This is a genomic window from Nocardia sp. 348MFTsu5.1 (genome assembly GCF_000383535.1).
In the GTDB taxonomy this organism is placed as follows: domain Bacteria; phylum Actinomycetota; class Actinomycetes; order Mycobacteriales; family Mycobacteriaceae; genus Williamsia; species Williamsia faeni.
Genome location: NZ_KB911514.1, coordinates 137,181 through 154,706, shown reverse-complemented (window position 1 = coordinate 154,706; position 17,526 = coordinate 137,181). Strand labels below are relative to the sequence as shown.

At 64.8% G+C, this 17,526-nt stretch carries 22 protein-coding genes; 2 read left to right on the top strand and 20 right to left on the bottom strand.

Annotation, left to right across the window (positions count from 1 at the left end; all coding sequences use genetic code 11):
* Positions 1–2: 2 nt before the first annotated feature.
* The 4 genes from dprA to H290_RS0113240 all read right to left on the bottom strand — a co-directional run bounded on the left by dprA (position 3) and on the right by H290_RS0113240 (position 4,311).
* Positions 3–1,142 carry a DNA-processing protein DprA gene (gene dprA, locus H290_RS0113255; protein WP_020107295.1) on the bottom strand — a complete coding sequence of 380 codons (1,140 nt, stop codon included), beginning with the start codon at positions 1,140–1,142 and terminating at the stop codon, positions 3–5.
* Positions 1,143–1,152: 10 nt separating this feature from the next.
* Positions 1,153–2,709: a YifB family Mg chelatase-like AAA ATPase gene (locus H290_RS0113250; protein WP_020107294.1), complete on the bottom strand. Its 1,557-nt coding sequence runs from the start codon at positions 2,707–2,709 to the stop codon at positions 1,153–1,155.
* 1 nt (position 2,710) lies between these two features.
* The gene (locus tag H290_RS0113245; RefSeq protein ID WP_020107293.1) at positions 2,711–3,106 is read right to left on the bottom strand and encodes a YraN family protein; all 396 of its coding nucleotides are present in this window, start codon (positions 3,104–3,106) and stop codon (positions 2,711–2,713) included.
* 212 nt (positions 3,107–3,318) lie between these two features.
* Complete coding sequence (locus H290_RS0113240) at positions 3,319–4,311, bottom strand: alpha/beta hydrolase (protein ID WP_369758821.1); 993 nt, start codon at positions 4,309–4,311, stop codon at positions 3,319–3,321.
* Positions 4,312–4,672: 361 nt separating this feature from the next.
* Between H290_RS0113240 and H290_RS0113235 the strand changes: the two genes are divergently transcribed.
* Positions 4,673–5,287, top strand: coding sequence for a Type 1 glutamine amidotransferase-like domain-containing protein (locus tag H290_RS0113235; protein WP_020107291.1), 615 nt, complete (start codon positions 4,673–4,675; stop codon positions 5,285–5,287).
* Between the two features lie 57 nt (positions 5,288–5,344).
* Here H290_RS0113235 and H290_RS0113230 read toward each other — a convergent pair whose 3' ends face one another.
* The 14 genes from H290_RS0113230 to H290_RS0113160 form a co-directional block, all read right to left on the bottom strand.
* Positions 5,345–5,668, bottom strand: coding sequence for a DUF2469 domain-containing protein (locus tag H290_RS0113230; protein ID WP_020107290.1), 324 nt, complete (start codon positions 5,666–5,668; stop codon positions 5,345–5,347).
* Between the two features lie 74 nt (positions 5,669–5,742).
* A complete protein-coding gene (locus H290_RS0113225) occupies positions 5,743–6,402 on the bottom strand; it encodes a ribonuclease HII (RefSeq protein ID WP_028463144.1) in 660 nt (219 codons plus the stop codon).
* An 8-nt stretch (positions 6,403–6,410) separates the two neighbouring features.
* Complete coding sequence (gene lepB, locus H290_RS0113220; RefSeq protein ID WP_020107288.1) at positions 6,411–7,277, bottom strand: signal peptidase I; 867 nt, start codon at positions 7,275–7,277, stop codon at positions 6,411–6,413.
* Between the two features lie 17 nt (positions 7,278–7,294).
* Positions 7,295–7,636 (bottom strand): 50S ribosomal protein L19, encoded by a 342-nt coding sequence (rplS, locus tag H290_RS0113215; protein ID WP_020107287.1) that lies wholly within the window; start codon positions 7,634–7,636, stop codon positions 7,295–7,297.
* A gap of 38 nt (positions 7,637–7,674) precedes the next feature.
* Positions 7,675–8,655, bottom strand: coding sequence for a hypothetical protein (locus tag H290_RS0113210; RefSeq protein WP_020107286.1), 981 nt, complete (start codon positions 8,653–8,655; stop codon positions 7,675–7,677).
* Positions 8,656–8,664: 9 nt separating this feature from the next.
* Entirely contained in the window at positions 8,665–9,099 is a 435-nt protein-coding gene (locus H290_RS0113205; RefSeq protein WP_020107285.1) for a hypothetical protein, read from the bottom strand.
* The gene (locus H290_RS28525) at positions 9,096–10,097 is read right to left on the bottom strand and encodes a WXG100 family type VII secretion target (RefSeq protein WP_155976836.1); all 1,002 of its coding nucleotides are present in this window, start codon (positions 10,095–10,097) and stop codon (positions 9,096–9,098) included. The genes H290_RS0113205 and H290_RS28525 overlap by 4 nt, the downstream gene beginning before the upstream one ends.
* Positions 10,087–10,419, bottom strand: a complete 333-nt coding sequence (locus tag H290_RS0113195) for a type VII secretion target (RefSeq protein ID WP_020107283.1) — start codon at positions 10,417–10,419, stop codon at positions 10,087–10,089. The genes H290_RS28525 and H290_RS0113195 overlap by 11 nt, the downstream gene beginning before the upstream one ends.
* A complete protein-coding gene (locus H290_RS0113190) occupies positions 10,419–10,793 on the bottom strand; it encodes a YbaB/EbfC family nucleoid-associated protein (protein WP_155976835.1) in 375 nt (124 codons plus the stop codon). The genes H290_RS0113195 and H290_RS0113190 overlap by 1 nt, the downstream gene beginning before the upstream one ends.
* A gap of 28 nt (positions 10,794–10,821) precedes the next feature.
* Positions 10,822–11,541 carry a tRNA (guanosine(37)-N1)-methyltransferase TrmD gene (gene trmD / locus H290_RS28520; RefSeq protein WP_036518949.1) on the bottom strand — a complete coding sequence of 240 codons (720 nt, stop codon included), beginning with the start codon at positions 11,539–11,541 and terminating at the stop codon, positions 10,822–10,824.
* A gap of 38 nt (positions 11,542–11,579) precedes the next feature.
* Positions 11,580–12,104 (bottom strand): ribosome maturation factor RimM, encoded by a 525-nt coding sequence (gene rimM, locus H290_RS0113180; protein ID WP_028463142.1) that lies wholly within the window; start codon positions 12,102–12,104, stop codon positions 11,580–11,582.
* A 16-nt stretch (positions 12,105–12,120) separates the two neighbouring features.
* On the bottom strand, positions 12,121–12,363 hold the full coding sequence (locus tag H290_RS0113175) for an RNA-binding protein (RefSeq protein WP_020107279.1): 243 nt from the start codon (positions 12,361–12,363) through the stop codon (positions 12,121–12,123).
* Positions 12,360–12,815 (bottom strand): 30S ribosomal protein S16, encoded by a 456-nt coding sequence (gene rpsP, locus H290_RS0113170; protein ID WP_020107278.1) that lies wholly within the window; start codon positions 12,813–12,815, stop codon positions 12,360–12,362. The genes H290_RS0113175 and rpsP overlap by 4 nt, the downstream gene beginning before the upstream one ends.
* A 389-nt stretch (positions 12,816–13,204) precedes the next feature.
* A complete protein-coding gene (locus H290_RS0113160; protein ID WP_028463141.1) occupies positions 13,205–14,170 on the bottom strand; it encodes an NAD(P)/FAD-dependent oxidoreductase in 966 nt (321 codons plus the stop codon).
* Positions 14,171–14,250: 80 nt separating this feature from the next.
* Between H290_RS0113160 and H290_RS0113155 the strand changes: the two genes are divergently transcribed.
* A complete protein-coding gene (locus H290_RS0113155) occupies positions 14,251–14,823 on the top strand; it encodes a helix-turn-helix domain-containing protein (protein WP_020107275.1) in 573 nt (190 codons plus the stop codon).
* 6 nt (positions 14,824–14,829) lie between these two features.
* Here the strand turns inward: H290_RS0113155 and H290_RS0113150 are convergent, their stop codons facing one another.
* Both H290_RS0113150 and ffh read right to left on the bottom strand, forming a co-directional pair.
* The gene (locus H290_RS0113150) at positions 14,830–15,906 is read right to left on the bottom strand and encodes an amidohydrolase family protein (protein ID WP_020107274.1); all 1,077 of its coding nucleotides are present in this window, start codon (positions 15,904–15,906) and stop codon (positions 14,830–14,832) included.
* A gap of 14 nt (positions 15,907–15,920) precedes the next feature.
* A complete protein-coding gene (gene ffh / locus H290_RS0113145; RefSeq protein ID WP_020107273.1) occupies positions 15,921–17,522 on the bottom strand; it encodes a signal recognition particle protein in 1,602 nt (533 codons plus the stop codon).
* Positions 17,523–17,526 lie beyond the last annotated feature (4 nt).

Genomic DNA, 17,526 nt, shown 5'->3' with positions numbered 1-17,526 from the left:
GGTCACCCACCACGCGCCAGGGTCCACCCGGATCCGTTGGTACGGAGCATCCCCCGGGCTTCGAGTACTGCGAGCGCAGACCGCACCTGACGCAGATCCAGCCCGCAGGCAAAGGAGATCTCACCGATCGTGAGAGTTCCTGTCGCCGGGACGGCGTCGTAGACCCGCAGCTGGTTCGGGTCGAGATTGTCGGTGCGACGTTCGCGCGGACCGGTTGTGGACCCGGCATTGCCTTCTCCGGGCTGCGCGAGTCGCAGGACGTCCTGCGAGTCGGTGACCAGCTGAGCAACGCCGTCGGCGATCATCCGATGGCAACCCACCGACGTCGCAGACGTGACCGGTCCGGGTACCGCACCGAGCGGTGTACCGAGCTTGCGCGCCCAGGCAGCGGTATTCGCCGCACCGCTGCGTTGCCCGGCCTCGACCACAACCACCGCCGCGGACAGCGCCGCCACAAGCCGGTTCCGCGTGAGGAATCGGTGTTTGGCGGCGTTGGTACCGGGCGGGTACTCGCTCACCACCAGCCCGGTGCGCGCAATCTCGGACAACAGCCTCGAATGCCCGGCGGGATAGTCACGGTCGATACCGCATGCCAGAACCGCCACCGTGATACCGCTGGAGGCAAGCACATTGCGATGTGCGACCCCGTCGATTCCATACGCGCCGCCGGAGACCACCGACCAGCTCTCGGCGACCAGACCATTCGCGATGTTTGCGGTGACGTGCTCGCCGTACCCCGACGCCGCGCGCGACCCCACGATCGCGATCGACCGGTCGATGGATTGGTCGAGTTGCCCGGGTCCACGCACCCACAAGGCCAGTGGTTCCCCGCCTTTGGCAGCTGTATCGGCCTTGCTCAACGCCAGCAACTGCCAGCCCGGCCACTCGGCGTCGTCAGGTGTCACCAACCGTCCACCGACGCGCGCTGCCGCGTCCAGGACCTCTGCTGCGGTGTTCACGCCGTACCGCGCCTCGGTCAGTTTCAGCACTGCGGCATGTTCGGAGGGAATCGCTCGGGTGGCTACGGCTTTGGCCGCAGCCGTGACTCCCACGTCGGCAATCAATGTCCGCAGCGCCGCGCTGGGCGGTTCGGCAACTGTCGCAAGGTATGCCCAGTCGCGCCGTTCGTATTCGTCGAGCAACTACTCCCCCTCAGTTGTATCCGCGGTCGCGGAACATCAGCGCCTGTGCCACATGGTCTTCCGACGGCTCCCCGACACCGGCCAGGTCAGCGAGTGTCCACGCCAATCTCAACGCCCGGTCCGCCCCGCGGGCCGTGATGCGGCCGTCTCGCAGGAACAGTTCGATCGGGCGGGTCGTACCCGGCGGTAGCCGGAAATGTCCGCGCCGCAGCACCGAACCCGGTACCTCCGAATTGGTCTGCCAGCCTTGGCCACTCCACCGTTCCCGGGCTGCGGACCGCGCGGCGATCACGCGCTGACGAACATCAGCACTCGATTCCGCGGCTCCCGCGGTCAATGCCGCGTTGCCCGGAGGATCCATCCGGACCCGGATGTCCACCCGGTCCATCAGCGGCCCGGACAACTTCCCCAGATATCGTCGGCGAGCAGTCGGCGAACACACGCAGTCCACATCGTTCGCGGGTGCGCAGGGACATGGGTTCGCCGCGAGCACCAGCTGAAATCGAGCCGGGAACCGCGCCACCCCATCACGACGGGCGACTCGAACCTCACCGTCTTCCAGTGGTGTCCGCAGCGTTTCGAGCACCTTCACTCCCAATTCCGCACACTCATCCAGGAACAAGACGCCACGATGTGCCCGGGACACCGCACCCGGTTTCGCCATCCCGGTGCCACCACCGATCATCGCCGTCACGGTTGTCGAATGATGGGGCGCAATGAACGGCGCCTCCGTCACCAGCGGATGATGTTCCGGCAAACCACCGGCAATCGAATGAATCGCCGTGACCTCCAACGCCTCCGACTCCCCCAGCGGCGGCAAGATTCCCGGCAACCGACGCGCCAGCATCGTCTTCCCGATCCCCGGCGGTCCCGTCAGCAACAGATGATGCGCGCCCGCAGCGGCAATCTCCATCGCGTACCGCGCCTCATCCTGACCGACGACGTCGGACAGATCCGGAGACACCGGCACCGGTGCCCGCTCGACCGCCTCGCACACCGTGTCCAAGACGGTCACCCCGCGCAACCACCCCAGCACCTCACGCAAGTGCGACGCCCCACCAACATCGATCCCGGACACCAACGCCGCCTCCGCGACATTCGCCAGCGGCACAACCACATACGCAAACCCCGCCTTACGCGCTGCGACCACTGCCGGCAACACACCCCGCACCGGCCGCAACCGCCCATCCAGCGCCAACTCCCCGATGAACACCGACTTCTCCAGCAACCGCGACGGTTTGTCGGTATTCGCAGCCAACACCGCAAGGGCAAGCCCGAGATCGAAAATCGAACCCGCCTTCGGCAACGTCGCCGGCGACAGCGCCAACGTGATCCGCCCCTCCGGCCACTTCTCGGCGCCGCCACCGGCCTCATCACCCGAACCCTTGCTCGCCGACGCGGTATTCGTGATCGCCGCCCGAACCCGGTCTTTGGCCTCTTTCAACGCCGCATCCCCCAAACCCACCAGGTGCACCCCCGGCAACCCCTGCCCGATCGACGCCTCGATCTCGACCACGATCCCCTCGACACCACTGATGGCCACCGACCGCACCCGACCCAGCTTCATCTCAGAAAACCCCACGCAGATGCGAAAATGTCGGCTGCTCCGACGAATTCAGCTGCACCGCAATCACATCAAAACGCACCACCGGCCACCGCCGATTCTGCTCACGCAACCACAACCCCGCCAGGCGACGCATCCGCTTGTACTTCTCGAACGACACCGCCTCGGCAACATCACCGAACAACGCGCCAGTCCGCGCCTTGACCTCCACGACCACCAACGCCACGCCATCTACAGCGATCACATCCAACTCGCCGTAGCGGCACCGCCAATTACGCTCCACCACAACCCAACCCGCGTCCTCCAGGAACCGAACAGCCAGGTCCTCCCCCAACTGACCGACCTCACGACGTGTCCGCTTCGCACCGCCCTGACCCGACTGTTCCCCCGACTGATTCATGAATCAACAATGACCGGAACCGCCCACACACCGGCAATAAAAACCACCCAGACGCTCCCACTGTGGATGAAAATCGGATCTGTGGATATCCGTTGGCCTGAGGCTGCCCACGAAACCCATCGACATCGGACACGGCGATACCGCGCTGGAGGTGTACGCGGACGGGGTGAAACTCGGTGAGCTCGGCGGGCCCTGAATCAGCGCGCCGCCGATCAGCCGGCCAAAGCCGACCTGAACAAGGGCCACGACTCGTGGAGATCGTCCTGCCAATAGGCCCAGCTGTGTGTGCCGGGTTCGGCGAGACCGACGGTGGCAGGAATTCCCAACTGCCGCAGGCGGTCCCGCATCCGAACCGTGCAGCGGTTCGTGGCGGCCTCGATCACGCCGCCAACCGCGACCTGGTCGGCGAGTTTGGCTATGCTTCCATTGATGCCCGGACCGTCCAAAACGTCGTACTCACCCGGCAGACCGGTACTGTTCGACAAATAGATGGCCTTGCCCCTGAGCCTTTCGGCATTCACGTACGGATCGTTGCGAACCCATTCCGGATCGGTCGGAGCCCCCCACATATTCACCGTGTCGCCGCCACCACGCCCCTCGACCGTGATCCGGACGAACGCCTGCCCCTCGGGGTCGCTGGTCATCGCACAACCGCTGTACGCACCAACGGCCTGGTAGAGGTCCGGTGCCCGCAGAACCAATTGGAACACCGAGGTACCTGCCATCGAAATCCCGGCGATCGCGTTGCGCCCATTGCCGTTGAACTCGGCATCCATCAGCGGGGGTAGTTCCTCGGTGAGAAATGTCGCCCACTTCTGCCTACCCAGGGTCGGATCGTCATTCCGCCAATCGGTGAAATAGCTGGCCGCGCCGCCCATCGGGACCACAACATTCACGTTCTTGCCGGCGAAGAACGTCCCGATGTCGGTCCGATCGAACCAACTGCTTCCCTCCTCACCGCCCGCAGCACCGTTGAGGAGATACATCGTCGCCGCCGGACGTGATCGATCCGCCGCAGGAAGCACCTTGACCGATATGTCCGAATACATTGCCGCAGAATGGACAACGACGTTGACCATTCCCTGTGGTCCATTCGCCGTGCTGACGATGCGTGAGCCATCCGACGGCCCCGGATCTTCATCCGACGGAATGTCCCTCGGCTCAGCATTTGCCGGCCCGACTGATACAAAAGACAGTCCGCACATAACCACGATCAGTGTCACAAGACGGAATCCCGCCATGTACGTTCTCCGGTGGACCGCGCTGCGAATCGGTCGACGAGGTATCACGAGATCCCCTCTACAACCGCCTGATTCCGCATGCCGCCGAGTAGAACACATCAAACCCACAGCAGGCCGGTGAATAGCCTTCTGAACTGCAAGTGAATCACTTCAGACGACAGTCCTAGATCGTCCGGTTTTACCGCTCAACCAAGTTCAGCCCTGCGCCACAACAGATCTCAGGGCGCAGTGGCCGATGGCGTTGCGGCGGCATCCTTCCCGGGTGGCCAACGCGCGCCGGCCTCCGTCGGGCCCGCACCGGCGAGGAACGTGGCAGGCTGGTGCCATGGCCGAACTACTGCTGGTCAGTCGATGGCTGGATGCAATCCCCGGATTCCTGACGCCCCGGACCGGACCGGGGGCGCGCATCGGTTTCGTGCCGACCGCATCGTCGATCTACGACGACCGCGCCTGGGTGGATTTCGACCGTGCCACCCTCCGTAGCCAAGGCTGGCAGACGGTGGAGCTCGACATCGAGACAATGCCGGCGGCGGATCTCAAAAATGCGCTGACCACTGTCGACGCCATATTCGTCTCGGGAGGTAACGTCTTCCATCTACTCGCTGCGATGCACCGCACCGGCTTCGCCGACATGCTCACCGAGCGAGTACACGCCGGGCTCCCGTACATCGGTGCGAGCGCGGGCGCCTGCGTCGTCGGCATCGACATCGAGCCGCTCGGCCTCCTCGACGACCCGAAAGAGGCGACCGGATTGCGATCGACGGCGGGTCTCGGCTGGATCGATGAGGTCATCGTGCCGCACGCCGACGGCATCGTGTCGGGTCGCACGGTCATCGAGGAGGTCGCCCGCCGCTATGGCAAACGATTCACGCTGCGTCTGCTCGCCGACGATCAGGCGTTGCTCGTCTCGGATGACTCCCGGTCGGTGATCTCTTCCTGAGCTCTCCGTTGCCCCGCAGCATGTCTCACAAACCGACGCCGTTCTGGAACCTCCGGACTAATCGCCCAGCACTCCGTCCTCGGGCAAGCGCAGATCCTGCTTCTCGAGTTCTTCGATATTGACGTCTTTGAAGGTGATCACCCGGACCTGCTTCACAAAGCGAGCCGGACGGTACATGTCCCACACCCAGGCATCGCTCATGCGGACTTCGAAGTAGACCTCTCCGTCGGCATTGCGGGGCACCATATCCACCGCATTGGCGAGATAGAATCGCCGCTCGGTCTCAACCACGTAGGTGAATTGACCGACGATGTCCTTGTATTCGCGGTACAGGGACAGTTCCATCTCGGTTTCATACTTCTCGAGATCCTCGGCGCTCATCTTGCAAGGGTATCGCGCCCATGGCCTGTGTCAGTGCACCGCTATAGAACTACCAGGGCACCGCACGACAATCATCAGGGCACGCGCACTCGCATCCTCACGTTGCGGTACGACATCCGATGCTGCTCAGAGGGTCCGTGCTGATCGAGACACTCCATATGCATCTGCGTGCTGTACCCCTTGTGCACCGCAAATCCATACCCGGGCAGCCGACGGTCCATGTCGACCATGATGCGGTCCCTGGTCACCTTGGCGACGATGCTTGCGGCAGCGATACATGCGGCTGCGCCGTCGCCACCGATGACCGGCAGGGACGGGGCGGTGAGTCCGGGCACCAGAAAACCGTCGCACAATACGTATCCGGGGGGCACGGTCAGTCCAGCCACGGCGCGGCGCATGCCCTCGATATTCGCTACGTGGATCCCGATTCGGTCGATCTCGTCGGCGTCGATGATCACCGCGGCCCACGCAAGCGCATGACGGGTGATCGATTTGTACAACTTCTCGCGGGTGCGTTCGCTCAACTTCTTCGAATCATCAAGTCCCGCGAGCGAAACCAGCTGGGTCGGCTTGAGGACGCAGGCGGCCACGACCAGTGGGCCCGCACAGGCACCTCTACCGGCTTCATCGACGCCGGCGACCGGACCGAGACCGCTGCGATTGAGAGCGGCCTCGAAGGTCCGTAGCCCGGCTGCTCGTCGTATCGCCACCCGAGGTGGCCATGTGGTTGCCACCGGCACCGCTAAGTCTGGGGGTTGACGGAATCGACGCCGCCGAAGCGGGACAACGGATAGATGATGAGGCGCACCTTGCCGCGGATGTCGTCGACGGGCACCATGCCGTGCAGCTCGTCGTCGATGTGGTACCGGGAGTCGGCGGAGTTGCCGCGGTTGTCGCCCATCACCCAGACCTGCCCTTCGGGCACGTCGAGGGGGCCGAAATCGGGGCCGTAGCAGGGATTGAGTTCGCCGTTGTTGTCGAGGAGCTCACCGGGTCGCATCGCCGCGTTCTTCTGCTGCATTGCCACATCGATGTAAGGCTCGACCAGTGGCTTGCCGTCGACCTTGACGCCGGTTCCGTCGGCGTTGTCGCATTCGACGCGCTGGCCGCCGACAGCGATCACACGCTTGACGAGATTGTTTTCATCCGGTGGGGCAAAACCGAACCACGACAATGCATTCTCCGCGCCACGGACCACGGTGTTCGACGACCGTGGGGATTGCCATCCCAGATCCCACGACGAGGTCGGGGCCTTGAAGACGACGACATCACCGGGATCGGGGTCACCGAAACGGTAGGCCAGCTTGTCGATCACGATGCGGTCGTTGGTGCACCCGGTGCACCCGGACAGTGTCGGTTGCATCGATTCCGAAGGAATCACGTACTGCCGTCCGACGAAGGTCTGCAGAACCCAGGTCAGTAAGAGCACACAGACGATGATGATGGCGGTTTCGCGGAGCAGTGAAGCCTTCTTTTTGGGCTTCTTGCCATCATCATCGTCGAGGCTGCGCCATGGGCGCGGTGAGTCTGCTGACTCGGACGGGATATCGCTGTCGGATTCGTTTCCGTACGGATTCGAACCGTCAGGAGTGCGGGGGGTGTCGACCACTCCGCAAGCCTAGTGTGTCAGCGCTTTTCTTTGATCTTTGCTGCCTTGCCGCGCAGGTCGCGCAGGTAGTACAGCTTCGCGCGACGGACGTCGCCGCGGGTCACGATCTCGACCTTGGCGAGGTTCGGGCTGTGGACCGGGAAGGTGCGCTCCACGCCGACACCGAACGACACCTTGCGAACCGTGAAGGTTTCGCGGACGCCACCACCCTGACGACGGATGACAACACCCTTGAAGACCTGAACGCGTTCTTTCGAGCCCTCGATCACCTTCACGTGAACGTTGAGGGTGTCACCCGGACGGAAGTCGGGGATGTCGTCGCGCAGGGACTTGTTGTCCAAGAAATCCAGAGTGTTCATACTGTCGGTTCCAATCCTGTTGGCGTGAGCAGAGGAACCTAGCGGCCTTTCGGCTCGACTGGTTCGTGCTCTGTTTCGTTTGGTCTCCGCGACAGATCAGGCGACATGGAAGTACCCGGCGTCTGACCGTCGATCGGCAACTGGTCAATTGTGCCAGACGGACCCCGCCCGTGAGAAATCGCCGCGGCCAGCACGAGCTCTGCAGACTCCCCCGGCGCCGGCGCGGCGTGGACCCTGGCATCGAGTTCCACCTCGGCTCCGGCCTTGGCATGTGCGACGTCCGGCTTCCCGGCCATCAGATCCTGCATGAAGATCTTGGCCCGGATGAGGGGCCGCCGGACGCGGCGTTCACGCTTGACCGCCGCGACCATCTTCTTCTCGCGCTGGGTGTAGCGCCACCGGGCCCAAGGTGATGTCGGGCGTGCCAACCGGATCGAACCCACGATCAGCAGCGGGAAGATGAACAACCCGATCAGCCCTGTCCAGATCTTGCCCTTGAGCAGCACGATGCCCGCGAGTACCGCGACCACGGCGAAAGAAATGACGAATCCGACCATTGACACGACATCACCGGTGTCGGGATCGTCGATCTCGAACGGGCGGAATCCCATCAGGATCAGGCCCATCACCGCCAACGCCACGAAGACCGCGTCGATGGACGCCCGGCCCTCTTCGGCCCAGTACACATCTCTCAGATAAAAGATCAGCGCGAACTCGTCGAGTACCAGCGCCGCCCCGATTCCGAAGAGGCCCGCAAAGATCGACAACACGGCCTGCGAACCGTTGATCGACATCGTGATGAGGCCCAGACCCGAGATCATCGTGAGCACGGTTCCGAACACCACGTGATGGATGTGCATGCCACCGGGCGTCACGTTGTTGAACCACCAGCTGACCTCCGCGCGGATCAGTCGAACACTGATCCGAATTCCGAGAAAGCCGAGAATGAAACCGATGTAAGCGACAAACAATGGCAGTCGACCGTCGTCGACAATGCTTTCCTGGAACCAGTGGTCCATTCGGAAAGATTAACCCTCTATGTGATCGCGAAGAACACTTGCAACCAAAACGGTCGAACCGGTCGCGGCGCTGGCTTCGCAGACGAGTTCCCGCAGGCCATCGCGTCCCCTGCCGGCAATGCCGAACTCCAGTGCCGCGACGGCGCGCGCCCGGCCGAACTCCGCCCGATACTCCGCAGTCCGGCCGGCGTGCCCAGCGGAAAAGGCGAGACCGTCGAGTCGTGCCCGCATCGATCCGATCGACAACCGGTGAGCGGGCCCGATCGGTCGATTCGCCCGCCAATCGGTCAGGACTGCAGTGATCACACCGTCGGTCGGAACCGCTGCGGCATCAAGCGCGGTGACGGTCAGCATGAGGCCGGCCCGGCTCAACTGTCCGGGTTCGACGCGTGCCACGAGGCCTGCGACACCTGAACCGAGTGCGTCGATCCGGTGCGCCGTCACTGCCCGGAATCCTGATCGTCACCGTCGCCGACGTCCAGATTCCGGGCGCCGCCCTCGGTGATCTCGGCAGCGACCTCCGGGGGTGGCGGTGTGGTGGCACAGACCGCCAGCGGCTCGATGTCACGATCAGCGAAGTAGCCCATGATGGCGAGTTCGGGTGCCCGCCCGTCGCCCACAACCATCTCGTGTGGTTCCAGCGCGGTACCCGGCCGGAGATATCCGCCCAGTTCGCTGGTCCCGACGACCACCACATGGCGACCGTCGCCCGCCACACCCAGTCCGACCGCCAGCCGGACCCACGGCGCCACCTCCGGTGGCTGGATCGCGGCCAGGTGTGCCGCTCGGGACCGCAGCATCGCCAGGTCTGCGTCGGAGATGTCCAGGTCTGGCCGATGGTCGGCACCACGCGCCCGCACCATCGCTCCGGCCAGCGCACCCGCCATGGCGCCGCCCATCGGCGCCATCATCGGCGTTCCACCGCCACCGGACTGAGAGGGACCATCGTCCGTCTCACTCTGCGTCTGCAGGTCGTCAGTGATGTCGCGGGTGCGCCGGTCCAGTTGTCCGGCGGCAGCTGCCATCACCCGGACCGCCGCGTCGTGTGCCCCCGCCAGCGTGGTCGTGTCGCCGGTCGCGGCCGCGACTACCTGCCCTGCCAAGAGGTCTCGGTCGGCCATCGCCGCCACGAGGGTGAGCCGTTGCTGCGTCTCTGCAACCGCATCACCGTAGGCACGCGTGGCACGGCCCTGGTGGGCGAGGCGGTCGCGCACGGTGGTCAGAGTGGTGTCGGCGATGCGTCGGGCCTGGTTGGCCATCGCATCGGCAGCGTGGCCGTCACCGGTATCGGCGATGTGGCGGGCCCTGTCGGAAAGGACGATCTGTAGGTCCGACAGTCGCTGGGCCAGCGCCGAGAACCGCTCGCCTGCCAGTTGAATACGTTCGGGATCCATTGTCGGCCATAGCTTTTCCAGCATCTCTGGAATCGGTTCACTCAACATGGGCGCTCCGGAGGTCGGCGGCACCGGCCTCATCAACCTCGCCGAACTCGGCGGCGGCGCGGGTGAGGTTGTCGGTGAAGGCAATAATCGAGTTCCGAACCGCGTGCAGCTCCGCCGCGGTCATCCCGGCGAACGCGGCCAGTGCCGTATTGAAGTCAGCTCCGGTGTGGTGGCCGGAGCAGTGGTGCCGAAGGTCGCCGATGATCGCGTCCACCTCGGCCAGCACCGCGTCGATCTCCCCGACAACCGGGGCGAGCCCGCGTCCCGCAGCGGCCAGCACAGCCCCGTCGACGAGCAGATCAGGGCCGGAGACATCGTCCATCACGCGCCTCCCCCGAGCGGTGCCTCATCGAGATCGCGGTACTGCGGTCCCGGATTTTGGACGATGTGCGCGGTCAACTGGTTCCGCTGCCCGGCGAGTTCCCTGTCGGCCCTCGTGACGAGTTCACAGATCAGCGCCGACAGCTGGTCGGCGCGGTAGCGGCGCATGGCCGGCGGCTCCAGGCGGAGGTCGATCAGGGCACCGCGAGCGTTGGTGACCACCGTGACCAGGCGATCTGTCGAGGTCACCTCGACGGTCATCGTCCGTAGTTGTTCTTCGACCTCACGCAGTTGCGCACGCTGCTCGTCGACCTCGTCGAGCACGGAATCCCATGCCCGCCTGCTCGCAGTTGTCCAGCCGGATTCGGCACTCATCGCCACCCCCCAATGGTGTGCCGAGATCCTAACCTGCGCCGGACTCCGTCGGGTCGGCCGCCAACAAATCCGGCGGCAGGAGATCAGGGCGGCGCGCGCGGGTGCGTTCGATCGACTGCTCGCGGCGCCAGCGTTCCTGTTTCGCGTGGTCACCGCCGAGAAGCACCGGCGGAACGTCCAGCCCTCGCCATGACGGCGGGCGGGTATAGCTCGGACCCTCGAGCAAGCCGTCGGAGAACGAGTCCTGCTGATGCGAGTTGGCGTTGCCCAGGACCCCGTCGATCAGGCGGACGGTGGCCTCGACCATGGCCAACACGGCAACCTCGCCGCCGATCAGCACAAAGTCGCCAATCGAAACCTCTTGGACCCGAACACGTTTGGCCGCATCATCGATGACTCGCTGGTCGATGCCCTCGTAGCGGCCGCAGGCGAAGACGATGTGATGTTCTTTGCTCCAGGCCTGCGCGGTCGCCTGGGTGAACGGAACGCCGGCGGGTGTCGGCACCACGAGGAGTGCGTCGTCCGGACAGACGTCGTCCAGGCAGGGACCCCACACAGTCGGCTTCATGACCATTCCGGGTCCGCCGCCGTAGGGCGAATCGTCGACGGCACGATGCACGTCATGGGTCCAGTCGCGCAGATTGTATGTGTCGACCGCGAGAATTCCTCGGTCAATGGCCTTGCCCAGCAAGGCCATTCGCATCGGTTCGAGATACTCTGGAAATATGGAGACGACGCCGATCCGAATGGCCGGCCCAGGCGTCGTCGACTGTTCGGACACGTCGGTCACTCCGGATCGAGCAGACCGTCGGGCGGATCGATCTCGATGAGGTCGCGGCCCACCGTGGGGACGATCGCCGCCACAAACGGAATCAGGATGTCGCGGCCATCGGCCGCCTTCACCGACAGCAGATCGCCGCCGGGCATGTGGACAACGTCGGTGAGGACACCGACCTCCTCGCCGGACACGGTCCGGACCGCTGCGCCCTGAAGCTCATGGTCGTAGAACTCGTCGGGGTCGTCGCCGGACGAAACGTCCGCCGAGTCGATCAGAAAGAGGGTGCCACGCATCTCGGTGGCGGTATCCCGGTCGGTGACCTCGGCCAGGGTCAGCAACAGCCGCCCGGAATGATTCCGGGCAGCCGTCACCGTGTAGTTGTTCTCGACAAACGTGTTCTTGCCGGTCGATTTGCGCCCACGAAGGACACGACCGACGGCAAACCGCTCGTCGGGTTCATCGGTCCGGACATCGACCACCAATTCGCCGCGGACGCCATGCGTCTTGGCAACGCGGCCGACAACCAGATCCATCTGTGTTTCGACCCGATCAGCGATCGGTGTCGACGATGTCGACACGCACACCCCGGCCACCGATACCGGTGACAAGCGTGCGCAACGCGGTGGCCGTGCGACCGTTACGGCCGATGACCTTACCCAGGTCTTCCGGGTTCACGTGAACTTCGACAAACCGTCCGCGCCGACCGGTGACGAGCTCAACGCGTACGTCATCCGGGTTGGCAACGATGCCGCGAACGAGATGTTCGACTGCGTCAGCGACAACGACACTCACTTGTCGGTTGCCTCAGAATCGGGGGCCTGCGCTGCAGCCTCTTCAGCAGGCGCGTCGGCCTTCTTGGCGGCCTTCTTCTTCGGGGTGGTCGCCTCGGCGGCCGGAGCGTTGTCGGCAGCGGCGAGCGCAGCGTTGAACAGGTCGAGCTTCGACGGCTTCGGCTCCGCGACACGCAGGGTGCCCTCGGTGCCCGGCAGGCCCTTGTGCTTCTGCCAGTCACCGGTGATCTTCAGGAGTGCGGCGACAGGCTCGGTCGGCTGTGCGCCAACTCCCAGCCAGTACTGCGCGCGCTCGGTGTCGATCTCGATCAGCGAAGGCTCTTCCTTGGGGTGGTACCGACCGATGGTCTCGATGGCCCGGCCGTTGCGGCGGGTACGCGAGTCGGCGACGACGATGCGGTACTGGGGATTGCGGATCTTGCCGAGGCGGGTGAGCTTGATCTTGACAGACACGAGTTACTTCCTTCTATGGTCACAGTGCAATTCGGCGACGTTCCGGAATTGGAACGCCCGGTTTTGCTGTTCATCTGGTGTGACCGCCGGTCGGCACGTGGCCGGGTCCGGCGAACCAGCTAGCCATTCTGCCAGAGTCGGACCCCTGAACTGAAATCACGCCGTCCCGACCCCTCCGGCCCCTCCGTCGAGCGGGCCGAACGGACCGCCGACCGTGCCCTTGTCGCTGTCGACCGTGCCGCAGTTGCACCAACATCGACATCGGTCGACACCTTGGGCACGCTGGGTGGTCGGTTCGGCACGCTGGGCGGTCGGTTCGGCACGGTCGGCGGTGGTCGGTTCGGCACGCTGGGCGGTCCGTTCGGCACGGTCGGCGGTGGTCGGTGCTGTCAGACGGTCGCGGCGGCGGTGGCGGCGACAGCCGACCGAATCTCTTCGGCGATGAGATCTGCGTTGATCTGAGCGCCCGCGAGCGCACCGGCGGCGGCTGCCCCCGAGACCTGAGCCATCAGATTGGTGATGTTGCCGGCCACCCATACTCCCGGCACCGTCGTCACGCCGTTCTCGTCGGCGGGGATGTGCTCCCCCACGCCCATCGGATGCTCCTGTGATTCGAGTCCGAGGTCGGCGAGGAATCCTGCTCGGGCAACAAAGCGTGGCATCACGGTCACCGCCTCGCGTTCCACAAATGTCCCGTCCGCGAGCCGGACACCGGTCAGCTTGTCGCCCGACGACTCCACTGCGGCCACCGCACCCTCCACGACGCGGATCCCGCGGGCCGCCAGCGACACGGCATCTTCGTCGGACAGCGTCAGGGCGTCGTTGAGGAAGAGCGTCACGTTCTCACTCAGCTGCCGGAACATCTGCGCCTGATGCACGGCCCAGGCATTTCTCGCGAGAACGCCGATCGCCTGGTCGCGCACTTCCCAGCCGTGGCAGTACGGGCAGTGCAGTAGATCTTTGCCCCAGCGTTCACGCAGGCCGGGGATGTCGGGTAGCTCATCGATCAACCCCGTGGTCAGCAGCAGACGACGCGCCTTGACAGTCCGTCCATCCGCAACAGCAATCACAAATCCGACGTCGACGGCACCCGAGATCGAAACGACCTCCGCGTCCACCAGATCGACACCGTATCGGCCGACCTCATCGCGACCGATGTCCAGGAGCTCGGCCGGTGGAGTTCCCTCGCGGGTGAGGTACCCGTGCACCCCGGCGGCCGGAGCGTTCCGCGGAGCCCCGGAGTCGATGACGAGAACCGATCGCCGGGACCTTCCCAGCATCAACCCTCCGCTCAGACCCGCAGCCCCGCCGCCGACCACCACCACGTCGTATTCGTTGTTCATGTCATCAGTCATGTCCCCCACCCTGAGCCCAGCCGAGAACTTCTGGCAAGAAAATTTGCCATCCCGGCAATTTTTGGCCAGACTCGGATCCCATGGACACCGAGTTGAATCAAGCCTTGAACGCGGTCGGACCACGCCTTCGCGCCTTGCGCCGCGATCGCGCGATCACCTTGTCCGACCTGTCCGCGACCACTGGCATCTCCGAGAGCACCCTGTCCCGACTCGAATCCGGTGGCCGCAAACCCACACTCGAGTTACTACTGCCGCTGGCCAAGGCATACGCGATACCCCTCGACGAACTCGTCGGCGCACCCCAGACCGGTGACCCGCGGATACATCTGCGGCCGATCAGCCGCCACGGCCGCACATTCATCCCGCTCTCCCGGCGTGCGGGGGGTGTCCAGGCCTTCAAACAGATCATGCCGCCACAGGACATCGCACACCCCGAACTCAAGACCCATGAGGGCTACGAGTGGCTGTATGTCCTGTCGGGACGGGTCCGGTTGATCCTCGGGGAACAGGATCTCGAATTGTTGCCGGGCGAGGTGGTCGAGTTCGACACTCATGTACCCCACTGGATCGGCGCCATCGGGCCTGAGCCGGCCGAGGTTCTCAACCTCTTCGGCGCACAGGGCGAACGCGTCCACGTCCGGGCGCGTACCTGAACCTGCTCAGATGATGTTCCCGCCGCAGACGATGGTCTCCGGTGCCCGCAAGGCAGTCAGGTCCTCGATCGGATCACCCGACAGCACAAGGACATCCGCGCGATCACCGTCGTCGAGTAGTCCGACGCCGAGCCAGTTCCGCGCGGAACCACAGGCCGCGTCGATCGCAGCACGTGCCCCCAGCCCGATGCCTGCCAGCGCCACCACCTCGTCGACAATGCGACCGTGTTCGACGAACCCGCCGGCATCGGTCCCGGCGTAGATGTCGACTCCGGCCGCAACGGCGTTGGCAAATGTTTCCGGGGCATCGGCGTAGAGCTTGCGCATGTGCTGCTGATAGGCCGGGAACCGGTCGGCTCCGTCGGCGATCGCCGGAAAGTTCTCCACCTGGATCATGGTGGGCACCAGGCCGATCCGCTGCTGCGCCATCACCGCGATGAGGTCGTCATTCAGGCCGGTGCCGTGTTCGATGCAGTCGATGCCGGCGCCGATGAGTCCATATAGTGCCTCGGTGCCGAAAACATGTGCGGTCACCTTCGCACCACGTTCGTGCGCAACGGAGATCGCTTCGCGCAGCACATCTTCCGGCCAGAGCGGGGCCAGATCCCCGGTGTCGCGGTCGATCCAGTCCCCCACGAGTTTGACCCAGCCGTCCCCGGCGCCGGTCTGCCTCGCCACCTCGGCCGGCAGATCAGTGACGTCGTCGAGGTCGACGCCGTAGTCGCGGATGTAGCGCTTGGGACGGGCGATGTGTTTGCCCGCCCGGATGAACTGCGGACACCGGGAGTCGGCGTCGAGTGGATGGGTGTCCAACGGCGATCCGACCTCACGGATGAGAGTCGCCCCGGCCCGGACATCGGCGTAGGCGAAAGCCCGGGCCTGCTCGATCGTCACACCGAGTCCCGGTGCGATGCCAACGTGATTGTGGGCGTCCACGAGACCCGGCATGATCCAGCCGCCGTCGGTGACTGTGACCGCACCCGGCACCGCCTCGTGGGTGATCACGCCACCGTCGACCCAGAACTCGATCGGCTCGCCGCTGCCGACGGCGCGACCACGAAAGTGCAACTGCGACGGCGTCATACGACTGCTTCCGGTTATTTCTTCTTCGGCCGCTGGAACTGACTCACGTCGATACCCTCGAGGCCCGGGGGTATCTGGTCGAGACCGGCAGGCATGTTCGACAGGTCCGGGAATCCGGCGGGCATCCCACCGGGCATTCCGCCGCCCGGCATGCCACCCGGGAAACCGCCCCTGATCTTCGGTGGCGTCGGCCCGCGAGCGCCCTTCTTGCCCTTCTTGCCACCCTTTTTGCGGTTCACCTTGCGGTTGCCGCCGGGCATGCCCATCCGTCCGGCCATCTGCGACATCATCTTCCGCGCGTCGAAGAAGCGGTCGACGAGCTGGTTGACGTCACTGACGGCGACACCCGAACCGTTCGCGATCCGGGCCCGGCGAGATCCGTTGATGATCTTCGGGTTATCGCGTTCGGCAGGTGTCATACCGCGAATGATGGCCTGCACCTTGTCGAGTTGTTTGTCATCGACCTGTGACAGCGCATCTTTCATCTGACCCGCACCCGGCAGCATGCCGAGCAGGTTCCCGATTGGACCCATCTTGCGGATCATCAGCATCTGCTCGAGGAAGTCCTCGAGCGTCAGTTCACCCTGGCTGATCTTGGTGGCCGCATCTTCGGCCTGCTGCACATCCCAGTGCTGCTCGGCCTGTTCGATGAGGCTGAGAACGTCGCCCATCCCGAGGATGCGACTCGACATCCGGTCGGGATGGAAGACGTCGAAGTCTTCGAGTTTCTCGCCCGAGGACGCGAACATGATCGGACGGCCGGTCATCTCCCGCACCGACAACGCGGCACCACCGCGGGCATCACCATCGAGTTTGGTGAGCACCACACCGGTGAAATCGACGCCGGCGGCAAACGCCTCGGCCGTGGCCACCGCGTCCTGACCGATCATGGCGTCGAGAACGAACAGCACCTCGTCCGGATTCACCGCATCGCGGATCCCGCGGGCCTGACGCATCAACTCTTCGTCGATACCGAGTCGACCGGCGGTATCGACGATCACTACGTCATGGAGCTTCGACGTGGCCTCGGCGACACCACCTCGGGCGACCTCGATCGGCTCGGCGAGGCTTTCGGCGCCGTCATGGCCGGAGACACCGAGTTCGCCGGTTCCGCCGATGCTCTGACCCGGATGGGGTGCATACACGGGGACACCGGCACGTTCACCGACGATCTGCAGCTGACTGACCGCGCCGGGCCGCTGGAGATCACAGGCCACGAGCATGGGCGTATGCCCCTGCTTCTTGAGCCAGGCCGCCAGCTTTCCGGCGAGTGTCGTCTTACCGGCACCCTGCAGACCCGCGAGCATGATCACGGTCGGCGGATTCTTGGCGAACTGGATCCGCCGAGTCTCGCCGCCGAGGATGCCGACGAGTTCCTCGTTGACGATCTTGACAACTTGCTGCGCCGGATTCAGCGCCCCGGACACCTCGGCGCCCTTGGCGCGTTGCTTGATCCGGCTGATGAATCCGCGGACAACGGGCAGCGCCACGTCCGCTTCGAGGAGCGCGAGACGTATCTCGCGACAGGTGCGATCGATGTCGGCATCGGACAGCTTGCCCTTGCCGCGCAGATCGGTCAGGACACCGGCCAACCGGCCTGAGAGGGAGTCGAACATGCCC